Genomic DNA, 14,654 nt, shown 5'->3' on the forward strand with positions numbered 1-14,654 from the left:
TTGAGGGTCAGGCGATGTCGGGCATCTGGTCGAGATATTTGTCCAGCGTCAGCGGATAGTCGCGAACGCGGATGCCGGTGGCATCGTAGATGGCGTTGGCGATTGCCGATCCGGGACCGCATATGCCCAGTTCCCCCACCCCCTTCGCCTTCAGCGGCGAGACCACCGGATCGAGCGTGTCGAGGAAGATGCATTCCTGATGCGGGATGTCGGCGTGGACCGGCACTTCATAGCCGGCAAGATCGTGATTGACGAAGAAGCCGAAGCGGGTGTCGACCGCCAGTTCCTCCATCAGGGCGGAGCCGGCCGACATGACCATGGCACCGATCACCTGGCTGCGCGCCGACAGCGGATTGAGGATGCGGCCGGCATCGCACACGGCCAGCATCCGGCGTATGCGGGTTTCGCCGGTATAGGCGTTGACCGCCACCTCGGCGAAATGGCCGGCATAGGTGCCGACATCATAGCCCTTCTTGAAATCGCCGAAGCTGATTTCATCCTCCGCCGTAAGGGCACCAGCATCGGTCAGCGCCATGCGGCGACCGCCCGCATCGATCCGGCCGTCGGCGAAGGTCGCGCTATCGGCGTCGAACCCCAGTTTCTGGCCGATCGCCCGGCGCAGCGCCACGCAGGCGGCATAGACGCCGGCGGTCGAGCTGGCCGCGCCCCATTGGCCGCCCGAACCCGACGACGCGGGAAAATCGGAATCGCCCAGCACCACCTGGACCCGGTCGAGCGGCACGCCCATGGTTTCCGCCGCGGTCTGGGCGATGATCGTGTAGCTGCCGGTCCCGATGTCGGTCATGTCGGTTTCGATGGTGATACGGCCATCCGTGCCGAGCCGTGCGCGCGCACCGGATGTCGCCGTCGGCCCGCCGCGATAGCCCGCCGCGACGCCCATGCCGATCAGCCAGGCGCCCTCGCGGCGCTGCCCCGGCCTGGCGCTGCGCTGCGCCCAGCCGAACCGCTCCGCCCCTTCGCGCAGGCAGCGGACGAGGTTGCGGTCGGAAATGCGCTGGGTCGCGTTGGCAGGCACCGTCCCTTCGGGCTCATTGCGGATGCGCAGTTCGATCGGGTCCATGCCGAGCTTTTCGGCCAGTTCGTCGATCGCCACTTCCAGCGCCAGATGCCCCGGCGCCTCGCCGGGCGCGCGCATCGCATTGCCCTCCGGCAGATCGAGCATGGCGACATGATTGGCGGTCATGCGATTGGCGCCGGCATAGACTTTGGGCGTCTGGGCCGTGCCATCCTCGCCATCCGTGCCGTTGATGTTGCTCGACCAGTTTTCATGCCCGATCGCGGTAATCCGCCCGTCCCGCTCCGCGCCGATACGGATGCGCTGGATCGTCGCCTGGCGATGGGTCGCGTTATTGGCCATCAGCGGGCGCTGCACGGCAATCTTGACCGGCCGTCCGGCCGCCTTGGCACCCAGCGCCGCCAGCACGGCATCCGCCCGCACGAACAGCTTGCCGCCAAAACCGCCGCCAATATAGGGCGAATCCACCCGCACATTGGCAGGGTCGATACCCAGGATCTTGCTCATGCTCTGCTTGGCCCAGGCGATCATCTGGTTGGACGTCCAGAGCGTCAGCCTGTCGCCGTCCCAGGCAGCGATGGTGGCGAACGGTTCCATCATCGAATGACTTTCGTTCGCGGTGCTGTAGCGCGCGTCGAGCTTCACCGGCGCTGCGGCGAAGGCGGTGGCGAAATCGCCCTGACTGCTGGTGTCGGGCTTGCCTCCCTGCCCCTTGGCCAGCGGCGCGGCCGGGGCGACGGCAGGAAAATCGAACACGCCCTTGTCCCGCACATAATCGGTGCGGATGAGCGCCGCGGCGGCGCGCGCCTGTTCGAAGCTTTCGGCCACCACACAGGCGATCGCCTGATGATAATGATGGATGTCGCTGCCACCGAAAAGCGGGGCATAGTTCATCATGCCCTTGCCGACCGGCTTGGTATCGGGGGCGGTGACGATGGCAATCACGCCCGGCGCGGCGCGCGCGAGGCTGGTGTCCATCGCCGCGATCCGTCCCTTGGCGATGGCCGATCCGACGACGAAGCCATAGGCCTGGTTGGCGATGACATCATGGCGTTCGGCGGCATAGGGCGCCTGGCCGGTGGTCTTGAGCGGGCCGTCGATCCGGGGCGTCGACTTGCCGACGATCTTGGCCTGATCGAACAGATTGGCCTTGGCGGGGGCATCGAATTTCATGGGATCAACTCCTCGCCTGGGCCATGAGCGACGCCAGCGTCCGCTCGGCCAGTTTCAGCTTGAACCTGTTGTCCTCGGTCGGACGGGCATCGGCAAAGACCTTCTCCGTCACCGCGCGGGCGCCGCCTGGAAAGGCGGCTTCGGCCGCTTCCACTCGCCAGGGCCGATGGGCGACGCCGCCAAATGCCACGCGTCCGCTACCGTCCTTCTGGATGACGGTCGCGACCGAAACCAGCGCGAAGGCATAGGAGGCCCGATCGCGCACCTTGTAATAGAGTTGGGTGCCGCCGATCGGCTTGGGCAGGGTGACGGCGGTGATCAGTTCGCCAGCCTCCAGCACATTGTCGCGCTGCGGCTCATTGCCGGGCAGGCGATGGAAATCCGCAAAATCGATTGCGCGCTTTGCGCCATCGGCCTTGACCGTCTCGACCTTCGCATCGAGGAGGCGCAGCGCCACGCCCATGTCGCCGGGATAGGTGGCGATGCACTGGTCCGACGAGCCGATGACGGCAAGCTGTCGGGAAAAGCCGCCGATCGCCGCGCAGCCGGTGCCGGGCCGACGTTTGTTGCAGGGCATGTTGGTGTCGTAGAAATAGGGGCAGCGGGTTCGCTGCAGCAGGTTCCCGGCCGTCGTCGCCTTGTTGCGCAACTGGCCGCTGGCGCCGGCGACGATCGCACGGGCAAGGACGCCATAGTCGCGGCGGACCGCCATGTCCGACGCCAGCGCCGTGTTGGTGACGAGCGCGCCGATCCGCAGCCCGCCCTCCGCCGTCTTCTCGATCCGGTCGAGCTTCAGATCCTGGACATCGACCAGATGGGTCGGCGTCTCGATCTCCAGCTTCATCAGGTCGAGCAAATTGGTGCCGCCAGCCAGATATTTGGCGCCTGGCCGGCCGGCCACGGCCGCGGCGGCCTGCTCGGGCGTCTTCGCCCGTTCATAGGTGAAGCTCTTCATGCCTTTGCTCCCGCGACCTGCGCCATGGCCTCGGCAATGTTGGAATAGGCGCCGCAACGGCAGAGATTGCCGCTCATCCGCTCGCGCATCTCGATATTGGAATAGTCTGGCGCGCGGGTGATGTCCGTCTGGACATGGCTAGGCACGCCCTGCTCGATTTCCTTGAGCACGGCGACGGCAGAGCAGATCTGCCCAGGCGTGCAATAGCCGCACTGATAGCCATCATGGGCGATGAAGGCCGCCTGCATCGGATGGAGGTTGTCGGGCATGCCCAGCCCTTCGATCGTGGTGATCTCGTCGCCCTGATGCTGCAGCGCCAGGCTGAGGCAGCTGTTGATGCGGGTGCCGTTGACCATCACGGTGCAGGCGCCGCACTGGCCATGATCACAGCCCTTCTTGGTGCCGGTCAGCTTGAGATGTTCGCGCAGCGCGTCGAGCAATGTCGTGCGGGTGTCGAGCTTCAACTGCTGCCGCTTGCCATTCACGATGAAATCCACCGCCATCATCGGCGGTGGCGCAGCGGGAGACGGCTGCGCCTGCACTGGTGCTGGAATGACGGCAACCGTCGCGGAGGCGGCACCGCCCGCCAATATGCCACGTCGCGACACGCCCATATCCGGAAAATCGGCCATGAAAATCTCCCCTGCAGACGCTGGTTGCGCACTCTATCGAAGAAAAACTGGCGGCCGTCTTCCGGCCTGCCATCTACCCAGATGGAGGATAACACAGGAGAGGCCGTTCAGGTTCATGCGATGATCGGCATGATGTCATGATCAGGGATCATGAATGCTATGGCGGCCGACGCTGATCGCCAAATAAATACCGCGGGGCCTTCCACACACGACCTTCCACGCAAACCAGCATGGCGCTGCAACGACCGTTTCGCGCGGCCTGCTCCTGTGCCATGGTGGTCGATCCTGTATAGAGGCCCCATGACCGACATCGACCAATTTATCGCCGGACTGCCCAAGGCAGAGTTGCACCTCCATATCGAAGGGACGCTGGAGCCCGAACTGATGTTCGCGCTGGCCCGGCGCAACGACGTGACGCTGCCTTACGGCTCGATCGACGAGATCCGCCAGGCCTATGATTTCGGCAATCTCCAGGATTTCCTCGACATCTATTATGCCGGCACCAATGTGCTGCGCACGCCGCAGGATTTTCACGATCTCGCCGCCGCCTATTTCGATCGCGCGGCGCAGGACAATATCGTCCATGCCGAAATCATGTTCGATCCGCAGGCGCACACATCGCGCGGCGTGCCCTTCGCCGATGTGATCGAGGGGTTGCTGTCGGCCATGCGCGAGGCGCAGGCACGCCATGGCATCACCAGCGACCTGATCCTCAGCTTCCTGCGCCATCTGAGCGAGGAAGAGGCGTTCGAGACACTGCGCGCCGCCACCCCCTGGCTGCCGCAGATTAAGGCGGTGGGACTGGACTCCTCCGAAATCGGCCACCCGCCCGAGAAATTCGCCCGCGTCTTCGCGGCCGCCGCCGAAGCCGACCTCAAGCTGTGCGCCCATGCGGGTGAGGAAGGCCCGCCCGCCTATGTCTGGGAAGCGCTCGACCTGCTCAAGGTCGACCGGATCGACCATGGCAATCGCGCGCTGGAGGAAGATGCCCTGGTCGGCCGACTGGTGGACGAGCAGATGGTGCTGACCGTCTGCCCGCTCTCCAACCTCAAATTATGCGTGATCGACGACATCGCCAGCCATCCGCTCGACCGGATGCTGGACATGGGCCTGCGCGCCACGGTCAATTCCGACGATCCGGCCTATTTCGGCGGCTATCTCAACGACAATTATCGCGCCGTCGCCGCCGCCCGCGGCCTGACCCGCGAGCAGATCGCCCTGCTCGCGCGCAACAGCATCACCGGCTCCTTCCTGCCGCAGCAGGCCAAGGACGCGCATCTGGCGACCATCGACGCCTATCTCGAACAGGCGCATTGAGGCCCTGATTTACCGCCCCCTTCCCCGATGATATAGTCTGTCTCACAGGATGGCGGGCTTTTGGGGAAGGGCCGGACGCATGGCTGACTGGATAAGGGCAGCGACCGCGCTGGGCATCGGCCTGTCGCTGACCTCCATATCGATCGAACCTGCCTTCTCGCCCGCGACGCTCGCCGCGCTCGATCCCGTTCGCCTTACTCGCAGCCTGTGCAGCGGCCCACAGGTCGGCTCCGCCCTCGCCCGCGAATTGCTGATCGCGGCCGCCGCCGCCCAGCCGATCGCCGACGCGCCGCCGATCCCGCTGTTCGACGATCTCACCCATTCGCGCTTTCCGCTGACCACCAGCAATCCGCAGGCGCGCCGCTATTTCAGCCAGGGCCTGCTGCTCATGTACGGCTTCAACCATGCCGGCGCGATCCGCTCCTTCCGTGCGGCACAGCGGCTCGATCCGGCCTGCGCGCTCTGCTGGTGGGGCGAGGCGGTAGCGCTCGGCCCCAATATCAATGCACCGATGGATGCCGGTGACCGGGGCGCAGCGCTCGCCGCGATGGACCGGGCGATAATATTGCACGATCAAGCGTCACCGATGGAGCGCGGCCTGATCGAGGCAGCGGCGCTGCGCTATGCCCGTGATCCCGATGCCGACCGCGCTGCGCTCGACGGCGCCTATGCCGATGCGATGCTGGCGCTCGCGGCGCGCTTCCCAGCCGATGACGATGTCGCCCTGCTGGCCGCCGAAGCGGCGATGGACACCAACCCGTGGAATTATTGGGAGGCCGACCGCAAGACCCCGATCGGGCGCGCCGGCGCTGCCGTCCGCCTGGTCGAAACGGTGCAGGCCCGCAATCCCGCCCATGTCCAGGCGGCGCATCTGATGATCCACCTGCTCGAAGCGAGCGATGCAAAACGCGCCGAAGCCGCCGCCGATCGCCTCTCCGCCGATGGCGTGCCCAGCGCCGCCCATCTCGTCCATATGCCGAGCCACATCTATCAGGTCGTCGGCCGCTATCGCGACTCGATCCGCGTCAACATCGCCGCCGCCCGCGCCGACGAAGCCTTCATCCGCGCCACCGATGACCACAACCTGGTGCGCTACGGCTATTATCCGCACAATGTCCATTTCATCGTCGCCTCCGCGCAAATGGCGGGCGACATGGATAGCGCGATGCGGGAGGCGCGGCGCCTGCGCACCATCCTCGATCCCGCAACCTCGGCCGCCATCGCCTGGATCCAGGCGATCGACGCCGCCCCCTATCTGGCCATGGCGCAGTTCGCCGCGCCCGCCGACATCCTCGCCCTGCCCGCGCCCGATCCGCGCCTGCCCTATGCCATCGCCATGCGCCATTATGCCCGCGCCGTCGCCTTCGCCCAGCAGCGCGACCAGCGCGGCTTCGATGCGGAGGTCGCAGCGATGAGCGCGATCGCCCGCTCCGATGCACTGGCCCCGATGATTGCGCAGGGCGTCCCGGCCCCTGACCTGATCGCGCTCGCCACCGCGGTCGCGCGCGGCCGTCTCGCCACCGCCCAGCGCCGCTATGCGCAGGCCGCCGATCATTATCGCGCCGCGATCAAGCTGGAGGGCAGGATCCCCTATCAGGAACCGGCCTACTGGTATTATCCGGTGCATCAGTCGCTCGGCGCCGCCCTCTTCCTCGCCGGCCGCCACGACGAAGCCAGCGCCGCCTTCCGCCAGGCACTGATCCAGGCTCCCAATAATGGCTGGGCGCTCTACGGCCTCGCCCGCGCGGAGGTAGCCCAGGGGCACAAGGCAGAGGCCGCCGCCGCCCGCAAGGCCCTGACCAGCGCCTGGTCCGGCGATCCCGACTGGCTGCGGATGGACCGGCTCTGAGGGGCGATCCGCTTGTCGATCGGGAAAATGGACAAATAGCTGGAAAATACTGGCCATCGCCCATTTTGCTGGTAGGGAGGGCGCGTCCAGCCCACCGGGATCGATATTCGCGCCATGGCATCCGCGCCGCCCCCTTTCCGCGTCCTGCGTCAATCGCGCCCTGGCGCGCAACGTCCATCATGAGCCGCCCCGGCCAGCGCTGGAGCCGCCGCCGCGCCCGCGCGCTGCTGCGCCATAGCGGGCCGACATCCTTGCTGTTCCGCCGACGCCTCGCCCTGATCGGCGGCGCCGTGCTGGTCGGCCTCGCCGCGCTCGCCTTCGCCTGGGCCGCAGACGAAGCGACCGAGGCTTTCCATCGCCTCGCCACCGCCAATCGCTGGCTGCCGCTGCTGCTGACCCCGCTCGGCTTTGCCGCCCTCGCCTGGATCACCCGCAGCGTCGCGCCCTTTGCCGGCGGATCGGGCATCCCGCAGGTGATCGCCGCCACCCAATTGCCCGAAAAGGTGGGCCGCTGCCTGGTTGACCTGCGCATGGCCCTGCTGAAGGTCGTGCTGACCATCGCCGGCCTGCTGGTCGGCGCATCGGTCGGCCGCGAAGGCCCCACCGTCCAGATTTCCGCTGCCATCCTTGCCCGCGTCCACGCTTTGCTGAACGTGCCGCTGCGCGCGTCCGTCATGGTCGCGGGCGGCGCGGCCGGCGTTGCCGCCGCCTTCAACACGCCGCTCGCCGGCATTGCCTTCGCGATCGAGGAACTGGCCTCCGCCTATGAGCAGCGCATGACCCTGCTGGTCATCACGGCGGTCATCATCTCGGGCATGGTCAGCCTCGGCGTCGCTGGCGACTATGTCTATTTCGGCGCGGTCGCCGCCCATCTGCCGCTGCAGTCGGCAGTGCCGATCGCGCTGCTGGCCGGGCTGCTGGGCGGCATGTCCGGCGGCCTGTTCGCGCGGCTGGCGCTCGATGCCGCCACCGCGCGCAATCGCATGACCGATTGGATGCGTGCCCATCCGGTGCTGTTCGCCGGCGGCTGCGGCCTGCTGGTGGCGGCGATCGGCGTGGCCACCGGCCTTACCTGGGGCACCAGCTATGCCCCGGCCCGCACCATGATCGCGGGCGGCGACCAGCCGCTCTGGTTCGCCCCCGCCAAATTCCTCAGCACCCTCGCCACCAGCGTCTCGGGCATTCCCGGCGGCATCTTCGCCCCCTCGCTCGCCACCGGCGCCGGGTTCGGCAATCTGCTGCGCTGGATCTTCCCCGGCGAACCGGCAAGCGCCGTCGTGCTGCTGGGCATGGTCGCCTATTTTACCGGCGTGGTGCGCGCGCCATTGACCGCCGTCATCATCATTTCGGAAACCACCGGCAGCCGCGGCTTCATGTTGCCACTGCTCGGCGCCGCGCTGGTCGCCGACGCATCCGCCCAGATATTCTGTCGCGAGCGCCTCTATCACGGCCTGTCCCGCAATTTCCTGGAGCGGGCCAAGGCCGCCGAAGCGAGCCGCTGACATGGCGGCGCTCGGCTGCCTACTCCTGATGATATTGCCGATTATCGGCTTTCTCGCCGGCCAGTTGCTCGCCGGCATGGACGGCGCCTGGATCGGCGCCGCCATCGGCCTCACTGGCGCGATCGGCTTTTCGGCGGTGACCTTCTACGCCCTGCTCCAGGCCGGCCGCCGCCGCTAGCTCAGCCCTCGGCGCGCAGCTTGTCCGCCAGTTGCTGGATTTCATCGGGATTGAGCAGCCAGGTCCGGGTCTTCTGCCCCTCGCGATGCACCGGCTGGGTCAACAGCACCCGCGCCTGTTCCTTGGCGAAAGGTTTGAACAGCCCATAATGGATGACGCAATCGCGCACCGTCGCGATCAGCGGCGCCTTGCCATCCAGGTCGATCATGGTGGCGGGCTGGTCCCAGGGGATGGTCGAGATAATCATGGATATCCCATCACCACCCACCGCGCGCGAAATCAAGGGAAAGCTTTCGCCGCCATGCGCGCGGAACCGCCCCGCCCCTTACAGCGCCCGCATCCAGAATTGCATTGGGTGGCTGACCTTTTCGCTGCCGCCGATTTCCTTCCAGCTCATCTCGCACAGCGCGCCCTCGATCGGCGCATAGCCGCGCTTGCGCCAGAAGGGGGCGAGGTCGCGGGCGTCGGCCGGGCGGCGCGGATCGTCCTCGCCGCGCACCACGCCGCAGAAGATCGCATATTCGGCGCCGGCGTCGCGCGCTGCCGCTTCGCGCGCGTCGAAGAAGAGATGGCCGATGCCGCGACCATGATAGGCCGGCAGCAGCACGGACTCGCCGAAATAGAAGCTGCGCGCGACATCGACGCCAGCTGCCACCAGCGGCGCAACCAGGCTGTCGGGCTGGCCGGCCAGCGGCGAGGCGGTGGCGATGCCGACCGGCTCGTCGCCGATCCGCGCCCGCACTAGCGTCGCCTTGTCGCTGGCCAGAAATGCGCGCAGATATTCCTCCTCATGCGCGGCATCGCCCTCGTAAAGATAGGGCCATTCACGGAAGATGCGGATGCGCAGCGTCGCCAGCGCCTCCAGTCCCTGCGCATCGCTGGTCACGCGGTCGACGATGATCGACGGCTCGGTCATTCTGCAATCTCCTGATCTTCGATTTGCGGCGCGGCCGGCGCATCATCGCGCGCGGCATCGCTGGCCATCTGCGCGATCACGTCCGATCCCGCGCCATTCTGGATGATGTGGAAGGGCACATGCTGTTCGGGCCAGTGGCGGAAGGGCAGCACCGTACCGTCGGTGCGCAACTGGTCGACCATGGCAAGGTCGATGTCCGCCAATACCCAGGCCGGGCCGTTCGCCTGCCCCAGCGCGATCACGCCATCATCGGGCATCATGCCATCGGGTGGTCCAAAGGCACCGGCGGCGCCGAAATTCTCGTCCATGCAGGGCAGCCAGGGCGCCATGCCGACGCTGGGCGACTGGACGACGAAGCATTGATTTTCCATCGCCCGCGCCTGCGCGCCGATCCGCACCCGCCAATAGCCCTGCATCGTGTCGGTGGCCGATGGCGTCAGGATCAGCTTGGCGCCCGCCTCCGCCTGCGCCCGCGCGATCATCGGAAATTCGACGTCATAGCAGATGGAGATGCCGACCGGCCCGATCGGCGTGTGGATGAGGTTGATGCTGTCGCCGCCGCTGATGCCCCAGCGCTCGCGCTCAAACCGGGTCATCATGATCTTGTCCTGATGGCCGGTGGTGCCGTCCGGGCAGAAGAGCCGCGCGCGATTGACGATCCGGCCGTCGCTTTCCCGCACCGGCCGGCTGCCCGCCAGGATCATGATGTCCAGCCGCGCCGCTAATTCCGCATGGACGCGATCATAGGCCTCGCCAAACTGCATCACCAGGTCGAGCGAGGCGGTCAGGTCGGCCGCCCGCTCGGGATCGATCCCGGCCAGTTCCATCGCCGCATATTCGGGAAAGATCGCCAGCGTCGCGCCCAGCGCGGCCGCCTCCTCCACCCAGCGGGTCAGCTTTTCCTGCCAGGCGGCAAAGCTCTGCACCTGCTCGATCGGATATTGGGCGGCGGCAACGCGGATGTGGGTCAAGGATACCTCAGGATGGGATGGCGACGGATCAGGTGCAGGCTTAGGCCCGATCGACCTGGGCGATCCAGTCGGCCAGATTATAATGGTTGGAAATACGCGTTATCCGGCCCTCGCCGATATCAAAGAAGGCGCCGACGCGCAGATGATAGGTCTGGCCGGCGGCTTGCGGCAGGCCTTCGTCGGTCACCAGATAGCGTCCATCCAGCAGGAACTCGGCCGCCGCCCGCGTCCCTTCCGCATTGGCCAGCACGATCGGGTCGATCACCGCCTCGGCATAGCAAATGTTCATATGGGCCAGGAAATCGGCGAACGCCGCCTTGCCGATGCGCGCCGCGCCCTGGCTCGGCTCATGCCGCACATCGTCGGCCAGCAGCGCCAGCATCCCCTCGGCATCCTGCCGGTTGAAGGCGTCATAATAAGCATGGACCAGGGCCAGGGTCGCTTCGGACACAGATTTCTCCTCGAACTGGGAAAACGGGCGGGATCAGCCGACCAGCCGCATGGCCGATCGGCGATGGCGGGTGCGATAGCCGTCCGACTTCGCCTCCATCCGCGCCAGATTATGGACGGTCAGCCCGGCAATACCACTGATCGCGTCGACCTGATCGGCGCCCAGCGTGAAGTCGTCGCCCAGGAAGACGCGGGCCGCCTTGCCATCGCCGATCGGCGCGCGCACGAACACTTCGCACCGCCCGCCCCGGCTGCCGGACAGGATCGCGGCCAGCTTGGCCACGGCCTCGACCATCTCGATGTCCAGCACCAGTTCCATGCGCGACACGTTGGCGATCTCGCGGAACGGCTCCATCCGGCGCACGGTGACGCGCGGCGTTTCCTCGCCGGGCAGCCGATCCAGCTCGACATGCAGCAGCGCGCAATCGCCCTCGCGCGCCAGTTCCTCGATCTGCTTGCAGGCATCCTCGTCGAAACAGCTCGCCTGGAACTGGCCGCTCTGGTCGGAGAAGGTGGCGTTGGCATAGCGCGCGCCCCGCCGCGTCTCGCGCCAGCGCACATCCTCGACCATCGCCGCCATGATGCCCATCACCCGCCCTTCGGCATTGGGCATGCCCATCGGCTGCGAACAGATTTCGCCATAGCTTTTCGCGCCGCGCGCATCGGCCAGATGGCGGAAACGGTCGACCGGATGGGCCGAGAAATAGAAGCCGAACGCCTCCTTTTCCTGCGCCATCCGGTCCGACACGGTCCAGGCCTGATGCGGCGGGATGCGGACGTCGGCATGCGCCGTCTCGACATCGCCGAACAGGCCGCCCTGCCCGCTCTCGCGCGCCTGCGCCGCGCTTGCCGCGACGCTCAGCAGGGTTTCGGCCGCCGCATGGACCCCGGCCCGGTCGGCATGGATGGTGTCGAACGCACCGGCCGCCGCCAGGCTTTCGAGCTGGCGCCGGTTGAGCAGGCGCGGCTCGATCCGGTCGGCCAGATCGTCCAGATGCTTGAACGGGCCATTGGCTTCGCGCTCGGCAACCAGCTGCTCCATCGCCTTCTCGCCCACGCCCTTGAGGCCGCCCAGCGCATAGCGCACGGCAAAGCCCAGACGCGGATCATCGCCCTCGAACGGCACGGCCTCGACGGTGAAGTCGGCCTCGCTCTGGTTGAGGTCGGGCGGCAGACAGGTCATGCCCATGCGCCGCATGTCGTCGACGAAGACGGTCAGCTTTTCGGTCAGATGGATATCGAACGCCATCGACCCGGCATAGAATTCCGCCGGATAATGGGCCTTGAGCCAGGCCGTCTGATAGGCGAGCAGCGCGTAGGCGGCGGCGTGCGACTTGTTGAAGCCATAGCCGGCGAACTTGTCGATCAAGTCGAACAGCTCGTTCGCCTTGGCCGGCTTGATGTCGCTCTTGGCGCAGCCCTCGACGAAGCGCAGGCGCTGGGCGTCCATTTCCGCCTTGATCTTCTTGCCCATGGCGCGGCGCAGAAGGTCGGCGTCGCCAAGCGAGTAGCCGGCCAGGATCTGCGCGGCCTGCATCACCTGTTCCTGATAGACGAAGATGCCATAGGTTTCTTCGAGGATCGGTTTCAGCAGGATGTGCGGATATTCAATCTCTTCCTGGCCGTTCTTGCGGCGCCCGAACATCGGGATATTGTCCATCGGGCCGGGACGATAGAGCGACACCAGCGCGATGATGTCGCCGAAATTGGTCGGACGCACGGCGGCCAGCGTCTTGCGCATGCCTTCGGATTCCAGCTGGAACACGCCGACCGTGTCACCGCGCTGGAGCAGTTCATAGACCTTGGCATCGTCCCAGGCCAGTGTGTCGAGATCGACCGTGACGCCGCGCCCCTTGAGCAGCTGCACCGCCTTCTGCAGCACAGACAGCGTCTTGAGGCCGAGAAAGTCGAACTTCACCAGCCCGGCGCCTTCGACGAACTTCATGTCGAACTGGGTCACCGGCATGTCGGATCGCGGATCGCGATAGAGCGGCACCAACTGGCTCAGCGGGCGGTCACCGATCACCACGCCGGCCGCGTGGGTGGAGCTGTGGCGCGGGAAGCCCTCCAGCTTCATCGCATAGTCGATCAGGCGCTTGACCTGATTGTCATTGTCATATTCCGCCTTGAACTCGGCGACGCCGTTCAGCGATCGCTCCAGCGTCCAGGGATCGGTCGGATGGTTGGGCACCAGCTTGGCAAGGCGGTCGACCTGGCCATAGCTCATCTGCATCACGCGGCCGGTATCCTTCAGCACGGCGCGCGCCTTGAGCTTACCGAAGGTGATGATCTGGGCGACATGATCGCTGCCATATTTCTGCTGCACGTAGCGGATCACCTCGCCGCGCCGCGTTTCGCAGAAGTCGATGTCGAAGTCGGGCATGGAGACGCGTTCCGGGTTCAGGAAGCGCTCGAACAGCAGGCCCAGTTGCAGCGGATCGAGATCGGTGATGGTCAGCGCCCAGGCGACCAGCGATCCGGCACCCGAACCACGGCCCGGCCCCACCGGAATATCATGATCCTTGGCCCATTTGATGAAGTCGGCCACGATCAGGAAGTAGCCGGGGAAGCCCATCTGGATGATGATGTCCATTTCGAACTTCAACCGCTCGAAATAGGGTTGGCGCGCCTCGTCCGCGACGATCCCGGCCTTTTCCAGCCGGGCCTCCAGCCCCGCGATCGACTGGTCGCGCAGCATGATGCCCTCGCCCTCGATATCGCCAGCGAGGCTTGGCAGGATCGGCTTGCGCTTGGGCGCCATCACCGCGCAGCGCTGGGCCACGACCAGCGTGTTGGCCAGCGCCTCGGGCAGATCCTCGAACAGCCGCTTCATCTCCGCCGCCGGCTTCATCCAGGCATCGGGCGAGCTGGTGCGGCGATCGGGCGTCTCGACATAGGCGCCGTCGGCGATGCACAGCATCACGTCATGCGCCGCGTGGAATTCCGGCTCGGCAAAGCAGGTCGGGTTGGTCGCGACCAGCGGCAGATTGCGGTCATAGGCCAGGTCGAGCAGCTGCGGCTCCGCCTTGCCCTCGACCGGGTCCAGCCGGCGGCAGATCTCGACATAGAGGCGATCGGGGAACAGTGCCTGCAACCGGTCGGCGTAAGCGAGCGCAGCGTCAGGCTGATCCTCGGCGAACAGGCGGGCGATCGCCCCCTCGCCGCCGGCGGTCAGCGCGATCACGCCATCGGTCCGCCCCTCCAGCATGTCGAGGGTGACATGGGGCACTTCCTCCAGCGGCCGGTCGAGATGTGCCATCGAGACGAGCGCACAGATATTGTCATAGCCGCCCGCATCCTGCGCATAGAGGGCGATCCAGTCATGCACCGCCGGCGCGTTGGATGGCCGGCCCGGCCGCACCACGCCCAGCATCGCGCCGACGATCGGCTGCACGCCCTCACCCTTGCAGCCATCGGAAAAGGCCATCGATCCATAAAGGCCGTTGCGGTCGGTGATCGCCGCCGCCGGAAAACCCAGGGCCTTGGCCTGCTTGGCGATCTTCTTGGGGTCGATCGCCCCTTCGAGCATGGTGAAGGACGAAAAGATGCGCAGCGGTACGAAGGCGGAATGAGACATCGCGGCAATCTAACGACGCCCGCGCCCGCGCGCCAGTCCCGCCCGGCGAAAAGCTGTGGACAAGATCACCACTTGTCGCTTGCCAAGGGCTGCGCTTG

At 66.4% G+C, this 14,654-nt stretch carries 12 protein-coding genes; 4 read left to right on the forward strand and 8 right to left on the reverse strand.

The features are described from left to right. Positions 1-7: 7 nt before the first annotated feature. Genes paoC through paoA form a run of 3 tightly spaced genes read right to left on the reverse strand, consistent with a single transcriptional unit; the run spans position 8 to position 3,796 of the window. A complete protein-coding gene (gene paoC / locus ACUCV3_RS23270; protein ID WP_482241184.1) occupies positions 8-2,209 on the reverse strand; it encodes an aldehyde oxidoreductase molybdenum-binding subunit PaoC in 2,202 nt (733 codons plus the stop codon). A 4-nt stretch (positions 2,210-2,213) separates the two neighbouring features. Continuing rightward, entirely contained in the window at positions 2,214-3,164 is a 951-nt protein-coding gene (locus ACUCV3_RS23275; RefSeq protein ID WP_010336012.1) for an FAD binding domain-containing protein, read from the reverse strand. Beyond that, positions 3,161-3,796 (reverse strand): aldehyde dehydrogenase iron-sulfur subunit PaoA, encoded by a 636-nt coding sequence (gene paoA, locus ACUCV3_RS23280; RefSeq protein WP_482241185.1) that lies wholly within the window; start codon positions 3,794-3,796, stop codon positions 3,161-3,163. The genes ACUCV3_RS23275 and paoA overlap by 4 nt, the downstream gene beginning before the upstream one ends. 300 nt (positions 3,797-4,096) lie before the next feature. Between paoA and ACUCV3_RS23285 the strand changes: the two genes are divergently transcribed. From ACUCV3_RS23285 to ACUCV3_RS23300, 4 genes are all read left to right on the forward strand, one after another. After that, the gene (locus ACUCV3_RS23285) at positions 4,097-5,113 is read left to right on the forward strand and encodes an adenosine deaminase (RefSeq protein ID WP_069337782.1); all 1,017 of its coding nucleotides are present in this window, start codon (positions 4,097-4,099) and stop codon (positions 5,111-5,113) included. A gap of 79 nt (positions 5,114-5,192) precedes the next feature. Next, complete coding sequence (locus ACUCV3_RS23290; protein ID WP_482241186.1) at positions 5,193-6,962, forward strand: tetratricopeptide repeat protein; 1,770 nt, start codon at positions 5,193-5,195, stop codon at positions 6,960-6,962. Between the two features lie 179 nt (positions 6,963-7,141). Beyond that, on the forward strand, positions 7,142-8,464 hold the full coding sequence (locus ACUCV3_RS23295) for a chloride channel protein (RefSeq protein WP_037507845.1): 1,323 nt from the start codon (positions 7,142-7,144) through the stop codon (positions 8,462-8,464). A gap of 1 nt (position 8,465) precedes the next feature. After that, positions 8,466-8,642 (forward strand): hypothetical protein, encoded by a 177-nt coding sequence (locus ACUCV3_RS23300; protein WP_164522443.1) that lies wholly within the window; start codon positions 8,466-8,468, stop codon positions 8,640-8,642. A gap of 1 nt (position 8,643) precedes the next feature. Here the strand turns inward: ACUCV3_RS23300 and ACUCV3_RS23305 are convergent, their stop codons facing one another. The 5 genes from ACUCV3_RS23305 to dnaE all read right to left on the reverse strand — a co-directional run bounded on the left by ACUCV3_RS23305 (position 8,644) and on the right by dnaE (position 14,556). Beyond that, positions 8,644-8,889: a hypothetical protein gene (locus ACUCV3_RS23305; protein WP_010337356.1), complete on the reverse strand. Its 246-nt coding sequence runs from the start codon at positions 8,887-8,889 to the stop codon at positions 8,644-8,646. 78 nt (positions 8,890-8,967) lie between these two features. Next, complete coding sequence (locus tag ACUCV3_RS23310) at positions 8,968-9,558, reverse strand: GNAT family N-acetyltransferase (RefSeq protein WP_482241187.1); 591 nt, start codon at positions 9,556-9,558, stop codon at positions 8,968-8,970. Then, a complete protein-coding gene (locus ACUCV3_RS23315) occupies positions 9,555-10,529 on the reverse strand; it encodes a carbon-nitrogen hydrolase family protein (protein ID WP_482241188.1) in 975 nt (324 codons plus the stop codon). Before ACUCV3_RS23315 ends, ACUCV3_RS23310 begins: the two co-directional genes overlap by 4 nt. Positions 10,530-10,569: 40 nt before the next feature. Continuing rightward, a complete protein-coding gene (locus ACUCV3_RS23320) occupies positions 10,570-10,980 on the reverse strand; it encodes a ketosteroid isomerase-related protein (protein ID WP_482241189.1) in 411 nt (136 codons plus the stop codon). A 33-nt stretch (positions 10,981-11,013) separates the two neighbouring features. Beyond that, complete coding sequence (dnaE, locus tag ACUCV3_RS23325; RefSeq protein WP_482241190.1) at positions 11,014-14,556, reverse strand: DNA polymerase III subunit alpha; 3,543 nt, start codon at positions 14,554-14,556, stop codon at positions 11,014-11,016. Between the last annotated feature and the right edge of the window lie 98 nt (positions 14,557-14,654).

It is taken from the genome of Sphingobium sp. VMM (assembly GCF_056790315.1).

What these genes read in the sequence shown, in the direction of transcription:
- paoC (WP_482241184.1), bottom strand. Translation starts at nt 2,209, where the DNA reads ATGAAATTCGATGCCCCCGCCAAGGCCAATCTGTTCGATCAGGCCAAG.
- ACUCV3_RS23275 (WP_010336012.1), bottom strand. Translation starts at nt 3,164, where the DNA reads ATGAAGAGCTTCACCTATGAACGGGCGAAGACGCCCGAGCAGGCCGCC.
- paoA (WP_482241185.1), bottom strand. Translation starts at nt 3,796, where the DNA reads ATGGCCGATTTTCCGGATATGGGCGTGTCGCGACGTGGCATATTGGCG.
- ACUCV3_RS23285 (WP_069337782.1), top strand. Translation starts at nt 4,097, where the DNA reads ATGACCGACATCGACCAATTTATCGCCGGACTGCCCAAGGCAGAGTTG.
- ACUCV3_RS23290 (WP_482241186.1), top strand. Translation starts at nt 5,193, where the DNA reads ATGGCTGACTGGATAAGGGCAGCGACCGCGCTGGGCATCGGCCTGTCG.
- ACUCV3_RS23295 (WP_037507845.1), top strand. Translation starts at nt 7,142, where the DNA reads ATGAGCCGCCCCGGCCAGCGCTGGAGCCGCCGCCGCGCCCGCGCGCTG.
- ACUCV3_RS23300 (WP_164522443.1), top strand. Translation starts at nt 8,466, where the DNA reads ATGGCGGCGCTCGGCTGCCTACTCCTGATGATATTGCCGATTATCGGC.
- ACUCV3_RS23305 (WP_010337356.1), bottom strand. Translation starts at nt 8,889, where the DNA reads ATGATTATCTCGACCATCCCCTGGGACCAGCCCGCCACCATGATCGAC.
- ACUCV3_RS23310 (WP_482241187.1), bottom strand. Translation starts at nt 9,558, where the DNA reads ATGACCGAGCCGTCGATCATCGTCGACCGCGTGACCAGCGATGCGCAG.
- dnaE (WP_482241190.1), bottom strand. Translation starts at nt 14,556, where the DNA reads ATGTCTCATTCCGCCTTCGTACCGCTGCGCATCTTTTCGTCCTTCACC.